This is a genomic window from Streptomyces sp. NPDC060002 (assembly GCF_042737245.1).
Classification (GTDB): domain Bacteria; phylum Actinomycetota; class Actinomycetes; order Streptomycetales; family Streptomycetaceae; genus Streptomyces.
The window spans coordinates 1-22,593 of record NZ_JBHWUW010000023.1; the positions used below are offsets into that span (position 1 = coordinate 1).

Here is a 22,593-nt window from a genome sequence, read left to right on the forward strand (position 1 = left end):
CTTCCGGGGGCCCTGCGGCCTCCGGTCCTCCCGGATCTCGAAGTCCACTGCAACTCCCTACGAACGGGGTGTTGCAACGACCTCTTGAACTGAAGCCGGAGGGGGCCTTCGCCGTTGCGCCGGGCCGGTGGTGTGGGACGACCGCAGACGCAAGGGCCCCTCTCGGACGAGAGGGGCCCTTGCGCGACGTACGCGGGTCAGTGCCAGCTGTGCGGGGCGCGGAAGCCGCCCTCGCGCTCCAGGCGGCGCCAGCCGGCCTTGGGGCGGCCTCGGCGGGTCTCGGTCGGGGACGGCTGGGCGGCCGCGCGGGCCAGGAGGACCGCCGTGATGGCGGCGACTTCCTCGGGCTCGGCGTGGCCCTTCTCGACGCGGATGTCGGGAGCGTTCATGGGTGCAAGTCTCCGTGGGTGAGGTTTCCGCAGGGGATCCAGTGGGTTACCCGTGGGATCTGCCGGGGTTACTGCGGGGGGTTGCCGTGCTTGCGCGAGGGCAGGTCCGCGTGCTTCGACTGGAGCATGGCCAGCGACTTGATGAGGACCTCACGGGTCTCGGCGGGGTCGATGACGTCGTCGACCAGTCCGCGTTCCGCCGCGTAGTACGGGTGCATCAGCTCGGACTTGTACTCCTTGACCATGCGGGCACGCATGGCCTCGGGGTCCTCGGCCTCGGCGATCTGACGCCGGAAGATGACGTTGGCGGCACCTTCGGCGCCCATCACGGCGATCTCGTTCGTCGGCCAGGCGTAGGTGAGGTCGGCGCCGATGGACTGGCTGTCCATGACGATGTAGGCACCTCCGTAGGCCTTGCGCAGGATCAGTGAGATCCGCGGCACGGTCGCGTTGCAGTAGGCGTAGAGCAGCTTCGCTCCGTGCCGGATGATTCCGCCGTGCTCCTGGTCGACGCCCGGGAGGAATCCAGGGACGTCCAGGAAGGTGACGATCGGGATATTGAAAGCGTCACACATCTGGACAAAGCGCGCAGCTTTTTCCGACGCCTCGATGTCCAGCACACCGGCGAGGGCCTGCGGCTGGTTGGCCACGATGCCGACGACCTGGCCGTCGAGCCGGGCCATCGCGCAGATGATGTTGCGGGCCCAGCGCTCGTGGATCTCCACGTACTCGCCGTCGTCGACGATCTCCTCGATGACCTTGGTCATGTCGTACGGACGGTTGCCGTCCGCCGGGACCAGGTCGAGCAGGACGTCGCCGCGGCGGTCGGCCGGGTCGGTGGACTCGGCGCGCGGGGGGTTCTCACGGTTGTTCTGCGGGAGCAGCGAGAGGAGGTAGCGGACCTCCGCGATGCAGGTCTCCTCGTCGTCGTACGCGAAGTGGCAGACGCCGGAGGTCTCGGCGTGCACGTCGGCGCCGCCGAGGCCGTTCTGGCTGATCTCCTCGCCGGTGACGGCCTTGACCACGTCCGGCCCGGTGATGAACATCTGCGAGGTCTCGCGGACCATGAAGACGAAGTCGGTGAGGGCGGGGCTGTAGGCCGCGCCGCCCGCGCAGGGGCCCAGCATGACCGAGATCTGCGGGATCACCCCGCTCGCCCTGGTGTTGCGCTGGAAGATGCCGCCGTAGCCGGCGAGGGCGGAGACGCCCTCCTGGATACGGGCGCCGGCGCCGTCGTTGAGCGAGACCAGCGGGGCACCGGCCGCGATGGCCATGTCCATGATCTTGTGGATCTTCGTGGCGTGGGCCTCGCCCAGCGCGCCGCCGAAGATACGGAAGTCGTGGGCGTAGACGAAGACCGTACGGCCCTCCACCGTGCCCCAGCCGGTGATCACACCGTCGGTGAACGGCTTCCTGGCCTCCAGGCCGAACCCGGTCGCCCGGTGCCGGCGCAGCTGCTCGACCTCCTGGAAGGAACCCGGGTCGAGGAGCAGCTCGATCCGCTCCCGGGCGGTCAGCTTGCCCTTGGCGTGCTGCGCCTGGGTCGCCTTCTCGCTCGGGCCGGCCAGCGCCTGGGCACGGATCTCGTGCAGCTCGGCCACGCGGCCGCGCGCATCCGTGGGTTCCGAAGGCACCGCGGTCGGCTCGCCCGTCGTCTCTTCCAAAACGGTCATGTAGTGACCTTACGAAGCCCACCAAGGAAAGAGGGACGTCGACTCCGTACAGTCTCCGGCGCGTTTTCCTGGTACCCCTGAACAGAACCGGGCGGACATGCAGCCGTTCCGACTGCTCAGAGGGGCTGCGGCTTGTAGGAGTCACACAAAGCCCGGGGCTGAGACCCGCCTCACATTCCCGACGTGCACATGCCCTCCCCGGAGTGAAACGGAGCGTCCGGACGGCCGTTCGCGCGCGCCGGATTCCAGTGGGGCCGACACCGGCGGCCGAAGATGTTGAACATTGAACGGAATAGGTCTACGGTCATTCTTGTTGACCTCGTTGAAGATTAAACATCCTCGATCTTCCCGTCCCCAAGGAGCACGTCATGGGCATCTTCGGCCGCAAGAACACCGACGAGACCGCCACCGCCGTCGCCGACGCCACGGTGAGCCCCGAGCTCGCCGCCCTGACCGGCGACTACACGATCGACCCCGCCCACTCGACGTTCGGCTTCGTCGCCCGCCACGCGATGGTCACGAACGTCAAGGGCAAGTTCAACGACTTCACCGGCTCGCTGCACCTGGACGGCACCGAGCCGTCGAAGTCCAGCGCCTCCATCGACGTCACGATGGACAGCATCGACACCGGATCCGCCGACCGTGACGGCCACCTGAAGAGCGCCGACTTCTTCAAGACCGACGAGTTCCCGGCGATGACCTTCCGCTCCACCTCGACGGAGGCGCTGGGCGGCGAGGACTACCGGATCACCGGCGACCTGACCATCCTCGGCGTCACCAAGCCGCTCAGCATCGACCTGGAGTTCAACGGCGCCGCCAAGGACCCGTTCGGCAACGAGCGCATCGGCTTCGAGGGAAAGGCCGAGATCCTGCGCTCGGACTGGGGCCTGACCTGGAACGCGGCACTGGAGACGGGCGGCGTCCTGGTCTCCGACAAGATCAAGCTGAACTTCGACATCTCGGCGATCAAGAACGCGTAAGCGCTCGGCCGAATACGGTGGAAAACGGCGAACAGGGGTCGGAAGCGAAGAGCTGCCGACCCCTTCGCGTGTTCCGTGTCACAGTCGCGACACATGAGCACCAGGACCGGACCCCAGCACTACCCCGGCGCGAACCGAGACCACTGGTACCAGGACGACTTCGGCGGTGACCGCATGGAGGTCAACGTCGTCGTCCTGCACACCACCGAGGGGCGTTCGCTCCCCGACTACCAGGGCGGCTCGGCCGCGCCCAACCTGACGGCGGTGCCGGACCTCGCCGCCAGGAAACTGAAGTGGTACCAGCACTTCGAGATCGACGTCTCCGCACGCGCGCTGGTCAACAAGCGCGGCGGCGTCGAGACGAACACGCTGAACGTCTGCCAGGCGGAGCTCGTCGGCACCTGCGACCCCGACACGCACGCCAAGTGGAAGGCCCGCGACCAGGCCCACATCTACTGGCCGATGGCGCCGGAGTGGGCGCTGCGCGCCGTCGCCGAGTACCTGGCGTGGATGCACATCCACCACCGCGTCCCGCTGCGCGGACCGGCGCTCTGGCCCGCGTACCCGAAGTCCGCCGGGAACGGGGGCGGTCAGCGGATGGGCGGCGAGCGGTGGAACGCGTTCAAGGGGGTGTGCGGGCACATGCACGTGCCGGAGAACACGCACGGGGATCCGGGGGCGATCGACTTCGAGGGGCTGCTCGGCTTCGCGAAGGCGGCGGTCCAGGACTGACATCGGCTCAATGGCGTACTGGCGGCCGGCTGCGCCCCGGCGAGCGCGGCCGCCGGTCGGACGGGTGGGGCCGCGGGCGCGCCGGGCGAGGACGCAAGCGGGCGGGCGAGGACGCAAGCGGGCGAGTGGGCCACCGCTGGGCGAGTGGGCCGTCGGCGGGCGAGTGGGCCGTCGGCGGGCGGAAGTGGCTGAATCAGCCCCCTTGTGTGAGGGCTTGCGGAGTTCTCATAATCCAGCAACAGATTTGACCTGACCATGCCAGCGCATGGACATTTCTTTGCGGTGCGCAACTTGCGTTGACATGCCCACGTCAAGCCAACCCCCCCACGGAAGGCAGCACCTTGAAGAAGCTCCTCACGGCGTTCAAGAGATTCGCCGCCGTCGGCGCGGCCGCCCTCGCGATCGCCAGCCTTCAGCCCCTCTCGTCCGCACAGGCCGCCCCCTCCCCCGTCGTCGGCGGAACCCGTGCCGCGCAGGGCGAGTTCCCGTTCATGGTCCGGCTCTCCATGGGCTGCGGCGGAGCGCTCTACACCCAGCAGATCGTGCTCACCGCCGCGCACTGCGTCAGCGGGACCGGCGCCAACACCAGCATCACCGCCACCGCGGGCGTCGTGGACCTCCAGTCCACCACCGGCCGGGTCCAGGTCAAGTCGACCTACGTGTACCGGGCCCCCGGCTACAACGGCAACGGCAAGGACTGGGCGCTCATCAAGCTCGCCTCGCCCATCACCACCCAGTCCACCCTGAAGATCGCCACCACCACGCAGTACAACACCGGCACCTTCACCATCGCCGGATGGGGCTCGGCCAGTGAGGGCGGCGCCCAGCAGCGCTATCTGCTCAAGGCCACCGTGCCGTTCGTGAGCGACGCGACCTGTCGTGCGTACAGCGGCTACAGCGGCCTCGTCGCCAGTGACGAGATCTGCGCCGGATACGCGGCCGGCGGCACCGACACCTGCCAGGGCGACTCGGGCGGCCCGATGTTCCGCCGGGACTCCGCCAACGCCTGGATCCAGGTCGGCATCGTGAGCTGGGGCATCGGCTGCGCCCGGGCCAACGCCCCCGGCGTGTACTCCGAGGTCTCCACCTTCGCCTCGGCCATCGCCTCGGCGGCGGCCTCGCTCTGACGCACACCGCTCCCGTGAACCGAACGGGAGCGCGTCGTACGACGTCCACGGGCCCGGCGCCGTCGCGCGCCGGGCCCGTGGCGTGCGAGGTACCGCCCTGAACCCGGCGCGGCCACCGGACGCTGAACCACCGGACCGGGCCGGCCTTCAGAACCCGCCGCCGAAGTCGCCCCCGCCACCCCCGCCGAAGTCCCCTCCCCCGCCGCCGAAGCCACCGAAGTCGCCGGGGTCGAAGTCGGCGCCGGAGACGTCGCCGCCCTCGTAACCCCCGCCGAAGTCGCCGTAGCCGGTGCCGTAGTCGGAGGCGTAGGACGGGGCGGCCATGATGCCGCCGAGCATCGTGCCGACGAGGAGGCCGGGCAGGATGCCGCCGCCGAAGTAGCCGCCCGCCCAGGGGCCGTAGGCGGGACCGGCCTCCCAGTACGGGCGGCGGCCGTAGTCGCTGTCGACCTCGCGGATCACCGGGTCGCGGCCGTCGGCCAGGCGGGTCGCGTCCGCCGCGCAGACCGGGACCTCGCGGGTGGCCCCGCCGGGCGGCGTCCAGGTGGCGTCCGTGGCCGAGGGGCCGTGTCGGGGGTCGAAGAAGCACGGCGGCCGGCGTTCGGGCAGCGGCCGGCCCGCACGGCGGGCGGCCAGCCGGGCGAGGGAGAAACGGCCGTCCTCGAGAGCCTGGGTGACGGAGCGGACGTCCTCGGGTCTCGTCGCGGCCGCCATGACCGACTTCGCCTGCTCGTAGGCGTCCAGGGCGCTTTCGTAGTCGGCGCGCATCGCGTCGTCGGCGCCGGGCTCCGACGGGTGGAAGTCCAGGCGGTCGAGCTCCTCGCCGAAGGCCGTGATGTCCTCGTCGACGACGACCCGCAGCCGGTCGAGGGCCGCCCGCTGCTCCGCGTCGTGCCGTCGGCGGTTGCGCCGTACGAGGGTGTAGGCGCCCGCCCCGCCCGCCACCAGCACCACACCGGCCGTGATCAGCGCGGTGGACGAGATCCCGTCGCCGCCGCCCGAGGAGCTCCAGCTGTCGGGGGCCGAACCGCCCATGTTGGCCAGGGCGCGGTCGGAGAAGTCGGTCAGCTGGGTCTTGGCGTCGCCCTGGTCCTGGACACTGGCGACCAGGTTGCGGACGGCCGTGCGGGAGAGGACCGAGGAGTCGGCGCGGGCGTCGAAGCGGTCGCCCAGCCGGATCGCGTACAGGCCGGTCACGCCGGTGGCGGTGCGCAGGTCCGTGAAGAGGTCCGCCGTGGGGTAGCCGGCGGGCAGGACGGCGATGAACAGGGGCTTGTCGGCGCCCTCGATCTGCTGCTGGAGCGCGTGCGCCTCCGCCTGGGACAGCTGGGCGCTCGCCGCCGGATCGACGTAGACCGGGCTCTCGCGCAGGGCCGCGGCGATCGTCGAGACGCCGGTGGCCGCAGAGGCACGCGGAGCGCCCGCCGTCAGGACCGCCAGAGCGGTCAGGACGGCGAGCGCCAGTGCGATCAGCGCTCCGGCGGAGCTTCGGGCCGACAGGACGACCTTCATACTTCGAAGCTACCGGAAAGCCATCGAAAGCGGCCTATTCGGACAGCCGGGAATGCGGCGGCCAGGACGCCGCCCGGTACGCGGCCGTCAGCAGTTCCACCGCCTTTCCGTACCGGCCGGTGAGCAGCAGGTGGTCCGCGTCGGCGAAGGGCTTCGCGACCGCCGCCGTGACGGCCTGGCCCACCTTCTGCTGGACGATGAGCCGGGCCTTCCCGACCAGCGTCCGTCCCGCCTCGTCGGCACCGGCCCGTTCGGCCACCGCGGCCGCGACCGCCAGCCCCTTCAGGGTCGCCACGCCCCCCTGCGGCAGGTGGCTCAGCGTCGTCAGACCCCAGCCGTAGGGGTACTGCGGGTCGTACGCCGCGTCGCCGACGTTGATCGGCAGCTGGGCCTGGGACTTCGGCCAGGTCACCGGAAGCTGTCCGGTGAAGGGCCGCCTGCCGTACAGGACGTCGGCCACGCCGTCGCCCTCCGTGCCCGGCAGCCAGGAGGCGACCAGCGCGTCGATGTCGCCGAGGCGGTCGCCGATCAGCTGAGGCCGCCCGGAGACGATCAGCACCGCGCACTTCATCGCGGCGCACACCCTGTCCACCGCCGCCCGGTCGGCGGCGGTCAGCTCCAGGTCGTTGCCGTTGCCGACGTCGCCGACGCCCTCGGCGTACGGGGTCTCGCCGACGACCACGACACCCACGTCGTATCCGTCCGTCGACGCCGACGCGTCCTTGGAGTAGGTGACATCGCCGCCGGCCTTCTCCATCCCCTCCAGGATCGTCGTGCCCTGGGTGATGTCGCCGGAGGCGCCCTGCCAGGTGATGGTCCAGCCGCCGGTCTGGTTGCCGATGTCGTCGGCGTTGGAGCCGGCGACGTACACCTTCTGGTTCTTCCTCAGCGGCAGCACGCCACCGGAGTTCTTCAGCAGCACCTGTGACTCGGCGGCCGCCTGGCGCGCGACGGCCCGGTGCCCGGCTGAGCCGATGGCGGACGCGCCGCTGGTGTCGGCGTACGGCTTCTCGAAGAGGCCCAGCCTGAACTTCTGCGTGAGGATGCGCGACACGGCGTCGTCGATCCGCCGCTCGCTGACACGGCCGGCCTCGACCTCGTCGAGCAGCGTGGCGTGGAAGTCCTTGTACGCGTACGGAACCATGATCATGTCGAGGCCCGCGTTGACCGACGTACGGACGTCGGAGGCGTAGTCGCCCGGGAGCTGGTCGATGGCCGCCCAGTCGCTGATGACGAACCCGTCGAAGCCCATACGGCCTTTCAGCACGCCGTTCAGCAGGTCGGCGCGGGCGTGCATCTTCACCGGCCCCTGGCCGTCGCCCGCGATGTCGAGCGAGGAGTAGGACGGCATGACGGTGGCGACCCCGCGGTCGACGGCCGTCCGGAAGGGCGCCAGGTGGACGGCTTCCAGTTCCTGCCGGGTGACCTTGGTGACGCCCTGGTCGACGGTGTACGTGCCGGTCGTGGAGGAGCCGTACGCGGTGCCGCCGTCGCCGACGAAGTGCTTGGCGGTGGCGAGGACCTTGTCGTCGTCCTTCAGGTCCGCGCCGCTCGCCCGGCCCTGGAGACCCTGGATGACCGTCTCCATGGCCTGGACCAGCGCCGGGTCCTCGCCGTACGCCTCGTATGAGCGGCCCCAGCGTTCGTCGCGGGTGACGCACAGGCAGGGCGCGAAGTCCCAGGGGATCCCGGTGGCCCGGACCTCGGCGGCGGTCACCGCGCCGGTCCGCTCGGCGAGCCCGGGGTCCCTGGCAGCCCCGATGCCGATGTTGTGCGGCATGACGGTCGCGCCGGCCAGGTTGTTGTGGCCGTGCACGGCGTCGATGCCGTAGATCAGCGGGATCTGGTAGCGCGTCGCCTGCGCCCGGAGCTGGAACGCGTCGATCATCTTCGCCCACGCCTCGGGGGTGTTGGGCGTCGGGGTCGAGCCGCCGCCGGAGAGCAGCGAGCCCAGGTCGTACGCGGCGATGTCACCGGGAGCGGTGATCGCGCCGCGCTCCGCCTGGGTCATCTGGCCGGCCTTCTCCGCGAGGCTCATCCGCGACAGGAGGTCGGCGACACGCTTCTTCACCGGCAGCCTGGCGTTCAGATACGGCAGTCCGTGCGCGTCGACCACGACCTGCGGGGTCTCGGACGGAGGCTTGGCGCCGGTGACGGTCAGCCGGAGCGGGACGGTCTCGGCGGACTCGGCCTGCCGGTCCTTGAGCGTGCGGACGGTGACCGTGCTGGTGGCGCCGGAGGGGGTGCCCGCCGGGAAGGTGACGGTGCCGGTGACCGGGGTGTAGTCCTTGCCGGGCTCGGCGGTGCCGGTCGCCGCGGTCTCGTAGCCGACGGTGACGGGCTCCTCGAGGGGAGCGGCGCCGGTGGTGGCGACGGTGAGCGTGACGGCGGCCGCCCCGCCCTCCCGGACCGGGTGGACGGCCGCGTCGGTGGTGACGGCGGCGCGCAGCGACTGGTCGGCCTTGCCGTACAGCTCCACGCCGTCCATGGCGAAGTCGCCCTTGACGCCGACGGGGAGGGTGAGGGCGTATCCCCAGGTCTCGGTGAGGCCGAGGACCTGGTCGATGCCGCCGACGGGCTGGTAGTCCGTGCGGTAGGTGAAGTCGGTGAAGGGGATCTCCACCTGTTTCCAGCCGGTCCAGTCGTCGGTGAAGGAGGTCGTCCAGAGCTCGGACGCCTCTCCGTTCGCCCCGCCGTCCTTGAGCTCGAAGGCGATCTTCCTGCCGTTGTCGCGGCCCTCCCACCAGAACCGGATGCCCCGGTGGGCGGACCAGTCGTGGGCGGGCTCAGCGAAGGCGAAGTCGTGGGTGAAGCCGCCGTAACCGCTGATGTCGTAGCCGCCGGTGAGGACCTGGTCGCCCTCGGGGGCGTCCTCGCGGGCGGTCAGCCGGAGGGCGGGCGGGTCGTCGGTGTCGCTGCCCCAGGTGAAGAGGCCCTCGGCGGGCGGGCTCGCGAAGGGGACCTCGCCCTCGAAGCGGTCGACCGGTACGGGTGCGGGGCCGGGGTCGTCGGCGCCGGACGCGCCGGCGGCGGTGGTCATCGGGAGCAGTGCGGCCAGCAGGGTGGCGGAGGCGAGCAGGGCGGTTCTTCGCATGCGACGTCCCTCTACTCTCGTGGTCCACTCATGACTTAGATCACGCCGTGAGTTAACTGGTGGGCTGTTGCGCCGTCAAGACTTCACGCCAGAACTGGTACGGCCGCAACACCCGTCCGGATCAGGGACGTTGTCCGTTCGACAGATGAAGGCGCGACCCCTTGACGCGTCCCGGAAGCCGTCATTTACTCACGCCTCGACACGCCTCCCCACCCCCACCTCCAGGAGGGCGGCGCTCCATGAGGAGATCCACTCGCGTCCTCCGGCTGCTCCTCGCCGGGCTGCTCACCTCCGCCGGGATCACCGCGGCGGCCGCGCCCGCGCACGCGGCCGGCGAGCAGGTCACGGCCTGGCTCACCACCACGGACGACGCCGGCGGGCGGCACGTGGTCCGCGGTCTGCAGGCCCAGCCCCCTTCGCCTTCCAGACGGGCAGCGGCGGCAGCGGCGAGAACATCACCGTGGACGAGAACACCGGGTACCAGACCTTCACCGGCGGCGGCGCGTCCTTCACCGACACCGCGGCCCGGCTGATGAACAGCAGCGGGGCACTGTCCGCGGCGACCCGGGAGGCGACCCTGCGCAAGCTGTTCTCGCCGACCGAGGGCATCGGCCTGTCGTTCCTGCGCAATCCGATGGGGCGGCTCGGATCTCGCGCGCTTCGGCTACACCTACGACGACGTGCCGGCCGGCCGGAGCGACCCGGACCTGTCGGAGTTCTCCCTCGCCCACGATCTGGCGGACGTGGTGCCGCTGACCCGGCGGGCCCGGGAGCTGAACCCGGCGCTGAGCGTGATACACCGCAACCGGAGGCAAACCACCCATCACCAGGTTGACCAACGTCCCTGGGCATTACAGCCAGGACGGGCGCCCCGCCGCCGGCCGTGCGGGGATCCTCGGCGAGTGCGAAGGGCTCGCCGAGGACTCCTGCCGAGCGCCGCCTACTCGGCGGGCTCCACCTTGGCCCGCAGCAGCCCGTACGTGTAGGCGTCCTCCAGGGCCTGCCAGGAGGCGGCGATCACGTTCTCCCCGACGCCCACCGTGGACCACTCGCCCGTGCCGTCCGTCGTGGAGATCAGGACGCGGGTGGTGGACTGGGTGCCGTGGACGCCCTCCAGGATGCGGACCTTGTAGTCGACCAGGTCGAGCTTGGCCAGCTGGGGGTAGATCTTCTCCAGGGCCACGCGCAAAGCGCGGTCCAGGGCGTTGACCGGGCCGTTGCCCTCCGCCGTCGCGACGATGCGCTCGCCCTTGGCCCACAGCTTGACCGTGGCCTCGTTGGCGTGGGTGCCGTCGGGGCGGTCCTCGACGATGGCCCGCCAGGACTCGACCTCGAAGTACTTCAGCGGCCTGCCCTCGACCTCGGCCCGCAGCAGCAGCTCGAAGGAGGCGTCCGCCGCCTCGTAGGTGTAGCCCTTGAGCTCGCGCTCCTTGACCCGCTCCACGACCCGGCCGACCACTTCACGGTCACCGCCCAGGTCGACGCCGAGCTCCTTGCCCTTGAGCTCGACCGACGCCCGTCCGGCCATGTCCGACACCAGCATCCGCATGGTGTTGCCGACCTGCTCGGGGTCGATGTGCTGGTAGAGGTCCGGGTCGACCTTGATGGCCGAGGCGTGCAGGCCGGCCTTGTGGGCGAAGGCCGAGACTCCCACGTACGGCTGATGCGTGGACGGCGTCAGGTTGACGACCTCGGCGATCGCGTGCGAGATGCGGGTCATCTCCCGCAGCCGGCCCTCGGGCAGGACCTTCTTGCCGTACTTCAGCTCCAGGGCCGCGACCACCGGGAACAGGTTCGCGTTGCCGACCCGCTCGCCGTAGCCGTTCGCCGTGCACTGGACGTGCGTCGCGCCCGCGTCCACCGCGGCCAGGGTGTTCGCCACCGCGCAGCCGGTGTCGTCCTGGGTGTGGATGCCGAGGCGGGCGCCGGTGTCGGCGAGGACCGTGGCGACGACCGCCTGGATCTGCGCCGGGAGCATGCCGCCGTTGGTGTCGCAGAGGACGACCACGTCCGCGCCGGCCTCGGCGGCGGCCCGGACGACCGCCTTGGCGTACTCCGGGTTGGCGCGGTAGCCGTCGAAGAAGTGCTCACAGTCGACGAAGACCCGGCGGCCCTGCTCCTTCAGGAAGGACACCGTGTCGCTGACCATCGCCAGGTTCTCGTCCAGTGTCGTGCGCAGGGCCAGCTCGACATGCCGGTCGTGGGACTTCGCGACCAGTGTGATCACCCCTGCCCCCGACTCCAGCAGCGCCCTGACCTGCGGGTCCTCGGCGGCCTTCGCGCCCGCCCGGCGGGTGGCGCCGAAGGCGACCAGCTGGGCGTGCTTGAAGTCGATCTCCTCCTGGGCGCGGGCGAAGAACTCGGTGTCGCGCGGGTTGGCGCCGGGCCAGCCGCCCTCGATGAAGCCCACTCCGAAGTCGTCCAGGTGCCGGGCGATGGCCAGCTTGTCGGCGACGGTGAGATTGATGCCCTCACGCTGCGCGCCGTCGCGCAGGGTGGTGTCGAAGACGTGGAAAGAGTCGTCGAGTTCGCTGGTTGCGGTCATGGTCTGAAGGCTCCTGTGTCGGATCTCGGTCGTTACCGGAATGACCGGCTCCACCATCCCCCCATGGTCCCTCGCGCTCTCGCTCCCGGCTGCGGGTGGGCCAGAAAAGCGAAAAACCCCTCGCGGGTGCGAGAGGTCTGCGCGCGGGTCGAGGACGACGATGGCCGCTCGTACCTGGTCGTACGGAGCGGTCACTGCGGACCGGCGCGCCTGCTGCCAATAATCGTGGCGGACGAGAGCACGGCGGCAGTCTGGCACATACCGCCCGTTTGCTCACCGGGTGTCTCAGGATGCGAGCAGCGCGTTCTCACGCATCCGCCTTCTCACGCATCCGCGAGAAGGCTCTCGGCCAGAAACTCCCGGACGTGCCCGAGCACCTGTTCCCGGCCGGTGCCCCGTAGCCCGATGGCCACATGGATGGAGAAGCCGTCGAGGAGGGCGCGCAGCCGGGCCGCGAACCGGTCGGGGTCCACGCGCCGGAACTCGCCCCGCGACACCCCCTCCGCCAGCAGGGCGACCAGGTCGCGGTGCCAGGCGCCCTCGATGGCCGCCTGGCGGTCCCGGGCGTCCGCGTCGAGGGCGGCGTTCTGCGAGCGGTTCCAGACCTCCAGCCAGAGCGTCCAGTGTGGGTCGCGGTGGCCGTCGGGGACGTACAGGTCGACATAGGCGTCGAGGCGCTCGCGGGCGGGTGCGGCGCGGGCCAGCAGCCGGGCGCGCTCGGCGCCGAGCCGGCCCTCGCTCCACTCCAGGGTGCGCAGCAGGAGTTCGTCCTTGGAGTGGAAGTAGTAGAGGAGATGGCCGCTGCTCATCCCGACCTCGCGGCCGAGCCCCGCCATGGTGAGCTTCTCCAGACCGCCCTCGGCGATCATCTCCATGGCGGCGGCGAGGACGTCCTCGCGGGGCGGCGCGTTCCTGCGCGCCCGTGCCGCTCCGGCCATTTCCCGGCTCCCCTGTTCTCGGATATCTCGGATATCTCGGATTCCCGGAGTCTCTCGGATCTCAGACCCTCGGCTGCTGCTGGGTGACGCAGTGGATGCCACCGCCGCCGGAGAAGATCGTACGGGCGTCCACCAGCGTGACCGCGCGCTCCGGGAACAGGCGGCGAAAGACGCCCGCCGCGAGCTCGTCGCGCGGATCGTCGAAGCCGCAGAGCACGACGCCGCCGTTGCAGAGGTAGTGGTTGATGTACGAGTAGTCGGCCCAGTGGCCGTCGGCCTCCAGGACGGTCGGGGCGGCGACCTCGACCACCTCCAGACGGCGGCCGCGCGCGTCGGTCTGCGCCTTCAGCAGCCCGATGACCTCTTTCGTCACCTCGTGGTCGGGGTGCGCCGGGTCGGGCTGGTGGTGGGCGACGACGACTCCGGGGCGGGCGAAGGCGGCCACGATGTCGACGTGGCCGAGGGTGCCGAAGCCGTGGGGAGGGTAGTCGCCGGTGAGTCCGCGGGGCAGCCAGATCGCCTTGCGGGTGCCGAGCATGGCGTGGATCTCCGCCTCGACCTGCTCCCGCGTCCACCCCGGATTGCGCTCCGGACCGAGTTGGACCGTCTCCGTCAGCAGGACCGTCCCCTCGCCGTCGACATGGATCGCACCGCCCTCGTTGACCAGCTTCGAGACGTACGTCCGCGCCCCCGCGAGGTCCGAGACAGACGCGGCGATCTTCGCGTCGTGCTCCCAGCGGGCCCAGCCCTGGGCGCCCCAGCCGTTGAACGTCCAGTCGACGGCGGCGAGTTCACCGTTCGGTCCGGTCAGGAAGGTGGGGCCGATGTCCCGCATCCAGGCGTCGTCGAGATCGCGCTCGACCGTGTCGACGCCCGGACCGAGGAGGGCACGGGCGTCCGCCGACTGTCCGGGGCCGCACACCACCGTCACCGGCTCGAAGCGGCGGATCGCGCGGGCGACCGAGGCCCAGGCGGCGCGGGAGGCGGTCAGGTCGTCGGGGTCGTCGAAGGTGGGGTTGGGGCCCGGCCACGCCATCCAGGTGCGCTCGTGCGGGGCCCACTCGGCGGGCATGCGGAAGCCGTCGGCGGCAGCAGACATCAGCGGTCCTCAGAGGAAGTACAGGCGGTTGAGGGAGACGGACTCGGCCGGCTCGCAGCGCAGCGGCTCGCCGTCGAGGGTGACCAGGCCGGTGCGCTGGTCGACGTCGACCGCTCCGGTACGGGAGTTGCGGCGCAGGTCGGCGGGGCCGATGCCGCGGGTGCCGCGGACGGCGACCCGGCGGCGTCGGGTCGGCATCGAGTCACCGCCCTGGTCGAGGGCGGCCTGGGCGACGAAGGCGACCGAGATGTCGGCGGGCGTGGCCCCGTACGCCCCGAACTGCGGTCCGAGGACCAGGGGTTCGCAGGTGTCGGTGGCCGCGCCCGGGTCGCCGACCACGCCGTACGCCGGGAAGCCCGACTTGAGCACGAGCTGCGGCTTGGCACCGAAGTACTCGGGGCGCCACAGCACGATGTCGGCGAGCTTGCCGACCTCGATGGAGCCGACCTCGTGCGCGAGGCCGTGGGCGATGGCCGGGTTGACGGTCAGCTTGGCGATGTAGCGCAGCACGCGTTCGTTGTCGTGGTCGTCGTCCGGGGCGCCGAACTCGGCCTTCATCTTCCCGGCCATGGCGAACGTACGGCGGACCGTCTCGCCGGCCCGGCCCATGCCCTGGGCGTCGGACGAGGTGATGCCGATCGCGCCCAGGTCGTGCAGCACGTCCTCGGCTCCCATGGTGCCGGCGCGGATCCGGTCGCGGGCCATGGCGGCGTCGCCCGGCAGGTCGGTCTTCAGGTCGTGGACGGCGACGATCATGCCGTAGTGCTCGGCGACGGCGTCCCGGCCGAAGGGGAGGGTGGGGTTGGTGGAGGAGCCGATGACGTTGGCGACGCCCGCCATCTTCAGCACGTTCGGCACGTGCCCGCCGCCGCAGCCCTCGATGTGGAAGGCGTGGATGGTCCGGCCCTCCAGCACCCGCAGGGTGTCCTCGACCGACAGGCACTCGTTCAACCCGTCGCTGTGCAGGGCGACCTGGACGTCGTGCTCCTCGGCGACCCGCAACGCCGTGTCCAGCGCCCGGGTGTGGGCGCCCATGTCCTCGTGCACCTTGAAACCCGAGGCGCCGCCTTCGGCGAGGGCTTCCACCAGGGGCGCGGCGGACGACGACGAGCCCCGGCCGAGGAAGCCGATGTTGACCGGCCAGGCGTCGAACGCGCTGAACGCGTGCCGCAGCGCCCAGGGCGAGTTGACGCCCACGCCCCACACGGGCCCGAACTCCTGCCCGATGACCGTGGTCACCCCGGAGGCCAGCGAGGCCTCCATGATCCGCGGCGACAGCAGGTGGACATGGGTGTCGACGGCGCCGGCGGTGGCGATCAGCCCCTCGCCGGACACGATGGACGTGCCCGTGCCGACGACGACGTCGACCCCGTCGAGGGTGTCGGGGTTCCCGGCCCGCCCGATCGCGTGGATCCGGCCCTCGCGGATGCCGATCGACACCTTCCGGATCCCCTGCACGGCGTCGATCACGACGACGTTGCTGATCACGACGTCACAGGTCTCGCGGACGGCGGCGGCCTTGAGGTGCAGTCCGTCCCGGGCGGTCTTGCCGAAGCCGGCGAGGAACTCGTCGCCGTGCCGCTGGGAGTCCGACTCGACGCGGACGACCAGCCCCGAGTCGCCGAGCCGGACGCGGTCGCCGGCCCGGGGGCCGTGGGTGGCGGCGTACTCGTAGGGGTTCATCGGGTCCCTCCCGCTTCCGCTCCCCGATATCCGCAGGCGGCGGCCCGGCGCAGGGCCTCGTCCTTCGCTCCCGGCGCGTCGAGCGCCCCGTCGACCAGACCGGCGAAGCCGATCGCGACCCGGTCGCCGCCGATCGGCACGAGCCCGACCTCGCCGCTCTCCCCCGGCCCGAAGCGCACGGAGGAGCCGGCGGGGACGGCGAGCCGCATGCCGTAGGCCTTCTCGCGTACGAAGTCGAGCCGCGGGTTGGCCTCGAAGAAGTGGAAGTGGGAGGTGACGGAGACGGGCACGGTCGCCGTGTTCGTGACCGTCAGCCGTACGGCCGCCTCGGGCTCGGCGTGCTCGGGCCCCGGCAGCAGGGCCCCCGGCGCCCGGTCCCCGAGCGTGCCCCCGGTGATCGGGTCGCCGACGACCGCGAGGCGCGAGCCGTCGTCGAAGACGGCCTCGACATGCACCTCGGTGACGATGTCCGCGACGCCCGGCAGCACGTCGTCCGGGCCGAGGACCGACCGGGCGCGCGCGATGGCCTCGGCGAGCCGGGCGCCGTCCCGGGCGGCCTCGCAGACGGTGTCCGCGATGAGCGCGGTGGCTTCCGGCACGTTGAGCCGCAGCCCGCGGGCCCTTCTCGCCCGGGCGAGCTCGGCCGCGCCGAAGAGCAGAAGGCGGTCCCGTTCCGTGGGGGTGAGTCGCACGTCACTCTCCCTTTCTTTGAGCAGTACTCTAAATGTTCTCCTCAATGATCAGAAGACATCGCACGTAACTTTTGAGCACTGCTCAAACACGGGAGAACCCCGAGAACGCCACAGGGCCACCCCGGACGAGGTGGCCCTGACGAGGCGGCCCTGACGGGCACGGGGCGACTAGCCCAGCTCGTGCATCCAGCCGTGCTTGTCCTCGGCCGTGCCGCGCTGGATGTCCAGCAGGGCCTGGCGGAGCTCGAGGGTGACCTCGCCGGGCTCGTCGCCGGACTGCTGCCACTCGCCGCCGGTGCGCTTGACCGTGCCGACCGGGGTGATCACGGCGGCGGTGCCGCAGGCGAAGACCTCCTTGAGGGCGCCGCTCTCGGAGTCGCGCTGCCACTGCTCGACCGAGACCCGGCCCTCCTCGGCCTGGTACCCGAGGTCGCGGGCGACGGTGAGGAGGCTGTCACGGGTGACGCCCTCGAGGATGGAGCCCGTCAGCGACGGCGTGATGATCTTGTCGTCGTACACGAAGTACAGGTTCATGCCGCCGAGTTCCTCGACCCACTTGCGCTCGACCGCGTCGAGGTAGCAGACCTGGGCGCAGCCCTGGGCGGCGGCCTCGGCCTGGGCGAGCAGGGAGGCGGCGTAGTTGCCACCCGTCTTGGCGTCGCCCATGCCACCGGGGACGGCGCGCACGTGCTCCTCGGAGACCCAGATGGAGACGGGCTTGACGCCACCCGGGAAGTAGGCGCCGGCCGGCGAGGCGATGACGAGGAACAGGTACTCGTTGGCCGGCTTCACACCCAGGCCGACCTCGGTCGCGATCATGAAGGGCCGCAGGTAGAGGGACTCCTCCCCGCCGTGCGCGGGCACCCAGTCCTTGTCCTGGCCGATCAGCGCGTCGCACGCCTCGACGAACGTCTCGACCGGCAGCTCGGGCATGGCCAGGCGGCGGGCCGAGCGCTGGAAGCGCTTGGCGTTCTGGTCCGGGCGGAAGGTGGCGACCGAGCCGTCGGGACGGCGGTACGCCTTCAGCCCCTCGAAGATCTCCTGCGCGTAGTGCAGGACCATGGTGGCCGGGTCCAGGGGGATCGGCGCGTACGGGACGAGCTGACCGTCGTGCCAGCCGCGGCCCTCGGTCCACTTGATCGTCACCATGTGGTCGGTGAAGTGGCGGCCGAACCCGGGGTTCGCCAGGATCGCCTGCCGCTCGGCGGCGGAGGTCGGGCTGGCGGAGGGCTTGAGCTCGATCGTGGGCGTCGTCATGAGTAGATGTCCTTCGCTTCCTGGCGAGCGTCTGGGCCACCCCGCGTCTTTCGGCCGGGGGTCCGGGGGTTGTCCCCGGAAGATGCAGCACCGGTTTGTAGTGACGGGCCGCGCTCACGCCCGTACGGCCAGTTGCCGGTGCTAGGACGTCCGAGCATTGCCTCATACCGCGGCTCCGCGTTCGATTATCGCAAGCGGCGGACGACGTCCAAAACGGCGTGAATGCGACCCGGGGTCGATGGTGGCACCCGGCGGGGGACATGCGGAAGCCGCCGGGTGCGGATGCGACCCGGCGGCTTCGAAAGGTTTCGCGCAGCGCGGGGTCAGCCGGCTACTCGTACGGAGAGCGCGTCACCGATCTCGGAGGTGCTGCGCGCGGGCAGCGAGCCGCGCTCCTCCAGGTCGACGGAGACGGCGTCCTCGATGCGGACCGCCTCGGCCTCGTAGCCGAGGTGGCGCAGGAGCAGGGCGACGGACAGGACCGTGGCGGTGGGGTCGGCCTTGCCCTGGCCCGCGATGTCCGGGGCCGAGCCGTGCACGGGCTCGAACATGGACGGGAACTCGCCGGACGGGTTGATGTTCCCGCTCGCGGCGACGCCGATACCGCCGGAGACGGCCGCGGCCAGGTCGGTGATGATGTCGCCGAAGAGGTTGTCGGTGACGATGACGTCGAAACGGGCGGGGTCCGTGACGAGGTAGATCGTCGCGGCGTCCACGTGGATGTAGTCAGTGGTGACGTCGGGGAACTCCTCGGCCACCTGGTTGAAGACGTTCGTCCAGAGGTGACCGGCGAAGGCCAGCACGTTGTTCTTGTGGACCAGCGTGAGCTTCTTGCGGGGACGGGCCTGGGCGCGGGCGAAGGCGTCCCGGACCACGCGCTCGACACCGAAGGCCGTGTTCACGGAGACCTCGGTGGCGACCTCGTGCGGGGTGCCCTTGCGGATCGTGCCGCCGTTGCCGGTGTACGGACCCTCGGTGCCCTCGCGGACCACGATGAAGTCGATCTCCGGCTGGCCGGCCAGCGGGGTGGCGACACCCGGGAGGAGCTTCGACGGGCGCAGGTTGACGTGGTGGTCGAAGAGGAACCGCAGCTTGAGCAGGAAACCCCGCTCCAGGACACCGGAGGGGACGCTCGGGTCGCCGATCGCGCCGAGCAGGATGGCGTCGTGCCGCTTGAGCGCCTCGGCGTCCGCGTCGGTGAGGGTCTCACCGGTGGCGTGGTAGCGCCGGGCGCCGAAGTCGTACTCCTCGGTCTCCAGCTTCACATCCTGCGGGAGGACGGCGGAGAGGACCTTGAGACCTTCGGCCACGACCTCCTGGCCGATGCCGTCACCGGGAATCACTGCGAGATTGAGGCTGCGAGACATACCGGAACCGTACCCCTCGTCCCATGGGATGACATGAACCGTCCGCCATACGGACAGGGAAGGCGCGGTGCGGAGGTGACGCCGCGGACCTGAGGAGTCGTGCGGAGTCGGGGTGCGACGCGGGGCCCGAAGTCCCGTTCGGGCCCGCGCCACACCCCGTGCGGGGGCGGCTCCCGGACTGCGGGGCGGCTCGGCTCAGTGGCCGGTCTCGCCACCGTTGTCACGGCGGTCGAGGGCGCGCTGAAGCGCCGCGGCCGCGTTCTTCCGGTCGGACTCGGTCGTACGGGAGATGTGACGGACTCGGCGGCGGACGGTCGTCTCGGCCATGGGAAATCGACTCCTTCGAATTCCAGGGAGTGCGGAAGGGGGTTACGAGACTCCCCCTCTGCCTAATGGGCGGGGGGTGCCCCCAAGGGACGGGGAGCGGGCCGCAGGGATTGCCTGCACGGGGCCCGGCTCACGACCGCCATTCGCTTGGTCGAGCGAGACGTTCGGCTCCTACAAAGCTAAGGGAGGAGCACGCGCCTGTCTCTACGATTACTCGGACTTCCTACTATCTGAGACGGCGACCCGGGTCACCCGATGCCGACCTGCGGTTTCGTGGATGACCTCAACTCCCGTACGAGTGCCCGGACGGCCGCGGTCGCGGCCAGTTCCGGGGTCGTGACATAGCCGACCTGACGGGTGGGACGCTCCGGGCCGAGGCCGGTGATCTCCGTCCCGGGGGGTGTCCGGGTGAGGGAGAGCGCGGGCATGATCGCCATCCCCAGGCCGCTGCTCACCATCGACAGCACCGCCCCGTCGTCCTCGGCGCGGACGGTCGCGGCGGGGATCCAGTCCTGCGCGGCCCACCACGCGCGCGTGTAGGACGAGCAGTTCTCCGTCCAGTCGACGAGCGGGAGGGAGCGCGGGGCGGGGTGACCCGCCGGGTGCACCAGCGCGTACGGCTCCTCCAGCAGCACGTCCCCCACCAGCCCCGGCGGGATCGGCGCGCTGGTGCCGAAGGTGGCGATCCCGAGGTCGGCCCGCCCCTCGGCCACCGCGCCGGCCGTCCCCGGACCCACCTCCCGTACGACGGTCACGGTCGCCTCGATCCCCGGGTGCCGTGCGGCCAGCCGCTCCAGGACGGGCGGCAGCAGATACAGGGCCGCACTGCGGAAGGCCGCGATCCGCAACGGCCCGTCGACCTGGCCCGTTCCGACGCCCCGCGTCTCGGCGACCAGCGCCTGGAGCATCCGCAGGACGCGTCGGGCGTGCGCGACCGCGCGGGTGCCGGCCGCGGTGGGCCGGGCGCCGTACCGCCCGCGCTCGAACAGGACGACCCCCACCTTGCCCTCGATGCCCCGCACCGCGTGCGAGACGGCCGACTGGGTGGTCCCGAGCCGGACGGCGGCGGCCGAGAAACCCCCTTCGTCCGCGACGGCCACCAGAGTCCGCAACTCCTGCGGCGCAAGATCGACTGCGCTCACGCGGGGCTCCCACCTGCTGCTATGAGGGCGACTCATGGATCGGCCCGTTCCATGAACGCAACCCTCTGCCCACCGCCCGCATTCCTGCCTACGGTCCCCTCCCATGACCAGCACCGCACTCACCGTGCAGCAGACCGCCCGCCCGACCGGCTTCCCCACCCCCGGCCACTTCCGCTTCGCCGAGTCCCCGGTCCCCGAACCGGCCCCGGGGACGGCCCTGGTGGAGAACCTCTACTGGTCGGTCGACCCCTACCACCGCGAAATGATGGACGGCGACTTCGAGTTGAACGCCCCGCTGGAGGGACGCTCGCTCGGCCGGATCATCGCCACCCGCGATCCGGTGGCCCTCCCCGAGGGCGAGATCGTCTTCCACCGGCAGGGCTGGCGCACCCACGCGGTGGTCCGCCCGGAGGAGGTCAGACGGCTCCCGAGGTACGAAGGGGTGCCGCTCTCGGCGCACTTGAGCCTCCTCGGCGGTACGGGCCTGACGGCGTACGTCGGCCTCACCCGCATCGCCCGGCTGCGCGAGGGCGAGGACCTGTTCGTCTCCGCGGCGGCGGGCGGGGTCGGCACGGCGACGGGACGCTTCGCGCGGCTGCTCGGCGCCGGCCGGCTGATCGGCAGCGCGGGCACGGCGGAGAAGGTGCGGTACCTGACCCGGCAGGTCGGCTACGACGCGGCCTTCGACTATCACGACGGCCCGGTCGCCGACCTCCTGACGAAGGCCGCCCCCACCGGCATCGACGTCTTCGTCGACAACGTGGGCGGCGAACACCTCGGGGCGGCGATCGGCGCGCTGCGGGAACGGGGGCGGGTGGTGCGCGTCGGCACGGTCGGGCAGTACAACACGCCCGGTGCCACGCCGGTGGTGTTCGACCACGCCGACGTGGTGGAGAAGAGCCTGCGCATGGAGGGCTTCCTGGTGCGCGACCACCGGGACGTACAGGAGGAGCTGTACGAGTTCGCCGTACCGCATCTGCTGAGCGGGGCACTGGCGCTGGACGAGACGGTGGTGGACGGGTTCGAGCGGATCGTGGAGGCGTTCCTGCTGATGCTGCGCGGCGGGAACACGGGGAAGATCCTGGTACGCCGCTCGTCTAACCCTTAAAAGTTCCTTGACCGGTTAGGTGTCCGCATGGTGCACTCATGCCATGACCCTCCACGCCCACCGCCAGGTCCGTCACCGCACCACCACCGTCCGCGGCCACGAGGTGTACTACCGGGAGGCGGGCCCGGCCGACGCACCGGTCCTGCTGCTCCTGCACGGCTTCCCGAGCAGCTCCCACATGTTCCGCGACCTGATCCCGCTGCTCGCCGACAGCCATCGCGTCATCGCCCCCGACCACCTCGGCTTCGGCCGGTCGGCGGCGCCCGCGGACTTCCGGTACACCTTCGACGAACTGGCCGCCGTCACCGGGGAGTTCACCGAGCGGCTCGGCCTGAAGGAGTTCGCGCTCTACATCCAGGACTACGGCTCCCCCATCGGCCTGCGCCTCGCCCTCGCCCATCCCGGCCGGGTGACCGCGATCATCACGCAGAACGGCAACGCCTACGAGGAGGGGCTCGGGGCACAGGCCTGGGCGCCGGTGCTGGCGCTGATCGCGGAGCGGACCCCGAAGACCGAGGCGCCGGTGCGGGAGATCAGCAGCCCGGAGGGGATCAGGTGGCAGTACCTGCACGGGGTTCCGCCGGAGTGGCAGGAGCTTGTGAGCCCCGACGCCTACGAGCACGACGCGGCCCTCATGGCCCGGCCCGGTCAGCCGGGGATCCAGCTCGACCTGATCTCCGACTACGGCTCCAACTTCGCCCTCTACCCGGCCTTCCAGGAGTACTTCCGCACCAGCCAGGTCCCGCTGCTGGCGGTCTGGGGCGCCGGTGACGAGATCTTCGTCCCGGCCGGCGCGCTCGCGTTCCGCCGCGACCTGCCCCGGGCGGAGGTGCATCTGCTGCCCACCGGACACTTCGCCCTGGAGACGCACGCGGGCCAGATCGCGGCGCTGGTCCGGGACTTCCTCGGACGCAGCCTCACCCGCTGA

At 71.1% G+C, this 22,593-nt stretch carries 18 protein-coding genes and 1 pseudogene; 6 read left to right on the forward strand and 13 right to left on the reverse strand.

The window, feature by feature from the left end; translation table 11 throughout:
• Positions 1–197: 197 nt before the first annotated feature.
• A complete protein-coding gene (locus ACFWBD_RS20955) occupies positions 198–389 on the reverse strand; it encodes an acyl-CoA carboxylase subunit epsilon (RefSeq protein ID WP_385668625.1) in 192 nt (63 codons plus the stop codon).
• A 68-nt stretch (positions 390–457) separates the two neighbouring features.
• Complete coding sequence (locus tag ACFWBD_RS20960) at positions 458–2,062, reverse strand: acyl-CoA carboxylase subunit beta (protein WP_385668628.1); 1,605 nt, start codon at positions 2,060–2,062, stop codon at positions 458–460.
• Between the two features lie 368 nt (positions 2,063–2,430).
• Between ACFWBD_RS20960 and ACFWBD_RS20965 the strand changes: the two genes are divergently transcribed.
• From ACFWBD_RS20965 to ACFWBD_RS20975, 3 genes are all read left to right on the forward strand, one after another.
• Positions 2,431–3,042, forward strand: coding sequence for a YceI family protein (locus ACFWBD_RS20965; RefSeq protein WP_385668631.1), 612 nt, complete (start codon positions 2,431–2,433; stop codon positions 3,040–3,042).
• A gap of 93 nt (positions 3,043–3,135) precedes the next feature.
• A complete protein-coding gene (locus ACFWBD_RS20970) occupies positions 3,136–3,774 on the forward strand; it encodes a hypothetical protein (protein ID WP_385668634.1) in 639 nt (212 codons plus the stop codon).
• A 341-nt stretch (positions 3,775–4,115) separates the two neighbouring features.
• On the forward strand, positions 4,116–4,901 hold the full coding sequence (locus tag ACFWBD_RS20975) for a serine protease (RefSeq protein WP_351763584.1): 786 nt from the start codon (positions 4,116–4,118) through the stop codon (positions 4,899–4,901).
• Between the two features lie 147 nt (positions 4,902–5,048).
• Here the strand turns inward: ACFWBD_RS20975 and ACFWBD_RS20980 are convergent, their stop codons facing one another.
• Positions 5,049–6,413 (reverse strand): hypothetical protein, encoded by a 1,365-nt coding sequence (locus tag ACFWBD_RS20980; protein ID WP_385668638.1) that lies wholly within the window; start codon positions 6,411–6,413, stop codon positions 5,049–5,051.
• A gap of 34 nt (positions 6,414–6,447) precedes the next feature.
• Positions 6,448–9,507, reverse strand: coding sequence for a glycoside hydrolase family 3 N-terminal domain-containing protein (locus ACFWBD_RS20985; RefSeq protein WP_385668641.1), 3,060 nt, complete (start codon positions 9,505–9,507; stop codon positions 6,448–6,450).
• A 239-nt stretch (positions 9,508–9,746) separates the two neighbouring features.
• Here ACFWBD_RS20985 and ACFWBD_RS20990 point away from each other — a divergent pair.
• Positions 9,747–10,304: pseudogene (locus tag ACFWBD_RS20990) on the forward strand (glucosylceramidase); the annotation flags it as partial.
• 143 nt (positions 10,305–10,447) lie between these two features.
• Here the strand turns inward: ACFWBD_RS20990 and cimA are convergent.
• The 9 genes from cimA to ACFWBD_RS21035 form a co-directional block, all read right to left on the reverse strand.
• Positions 10,448–12,052 carry a citramalate synthase gene (cimA, locus tag ACFWBD_RS20995; RefSeq protein WP_385668644.1) on the reverse strand — a complete coding sequence of 535 codons (1,605 nt, stop codon included), beginning with the start codon at positions 12,050–12,052 and terminating at the stop codon, positions 10,448–10,450.
• A gap of 323 nt (positions 12,053–12,375) precedes the next feature.
• Entirely contained in the window at positions 12,376–12,990 is a 615-nt protein-coding gene (locus ACFWBD_RS21000) for a TetR/AcrR family transcriptional regulator (protein ID WP_385668647.1), read from the reverse strand.
• Between the two features lie 61 nt (positions 12,991–13,051).
• Entirely contained in the window at positions 13,052–14,089 is a 1,038-nt protein-coding gene (locus ACFWBD_RS21005; RefSeq protein ID WP_385668650.1) for an agmatine/peptidylarginine deiminase, read from the reverse strand.
• 9 nt (positions 14,090–14,098) lie between these two features.
• Positions 14,099–15,772: an urease subunit alpha gene (locus tag ACFWBD_RS21010; RefSeq protein WP_385668653.1), complete on the reverse strand. Its 1,674-nt coding sequence runs from the start codon at positions 15,770–15,772 to the stop codon at positions 14,099–14,101.
• Positions 15,769–16,464, reverse strand: coding sequence for an urease subunit gamma (gene ureA / locus ACFWBD_RS21015; protein WP_385668656.1), 696 nt, complete (start codon positions 16,462–16,464; stop codon positions 15,769–15,771). Before ureA ends, ACFWBD_RS21010 begins: the two co-directional genes overlap by 4 nt.
• Positions 16,465–16,632: 168 nt before the next feature.
• On the reverse strand, positions 16,633–17,721 hold the full coding sequence (locus tag ACFWBD_RS21020; RefSeq protein WP_385668659.1) for a branched-chain amino acid aminotransferase: 1,089 nt from the start codon (positions 17,719–17,721) through the stop codon (positions 16,633–16,635).
• 323 nt (positions 17,722–18,044) lie between these two features.
• Positions 18,045–19,088, reverse strand: coding sequence for a 3-isopropylmalate dehydrogenase (locus tag ACFWBD_RS21025; RefSeq protein WP_385668662.1), 1,044 nt, complete (start codon positions 19,086–19,088; stop codon positions 18,045–18,047).
• Positions 19,089–19,283: 195 nt separating this feature from the next.
• Entirely contained in the window at positions 19,284–19,415 is a 132-nt protein-coding gene (locus tag ACFWBD_RS21030; RefSeq protein ID WP_020131440.1) for a hypothetical protein, read from the reverse strand.
• 248 nt (positions 19,416–19,663) lie between these two features.
• A complete protein-coding gene (locus tag ACFWBD_RS21035; protein WP_385668666.1) occupies positions 19,664–20,557 on the reverse strand; it encodes a LysR family transcriptional regulator in 894 nt (297 codons plus the stop codon).
• Between the two features lie 103 nt (positions 20,558–20,660).
• Between ACFWBD_RS21035 and ACFWBD_RS21040 the strand changes: the two genes are divergently transcribed.
• Both ACFWBD_RS21040 and ACFWBD_RS21045 read left to right on the forward strand, forming a co-directional pair.
• Complete coding sequence (locus ACFWBD_RS21040) at positions 20,661–21,665, forward strand: NADP-dependent oxidoreductase (protein ID WP_385668669.1); 1,005 nt, start codon at positions 20,661–20,663, stop codon at positions 21,663–21,665.
• Between the two features lie 43 nt (positions 21,666–21,708).
• Complete coding sequence (locus ACFWBD_RS21045) at positions 21,709–22,593, forward strand: alpha/beta fold hydrolase (protein ID WP_385668672.1); 885 nt, start codon at positions 21,709–21,711, stop codon at positions 22,591–22,593.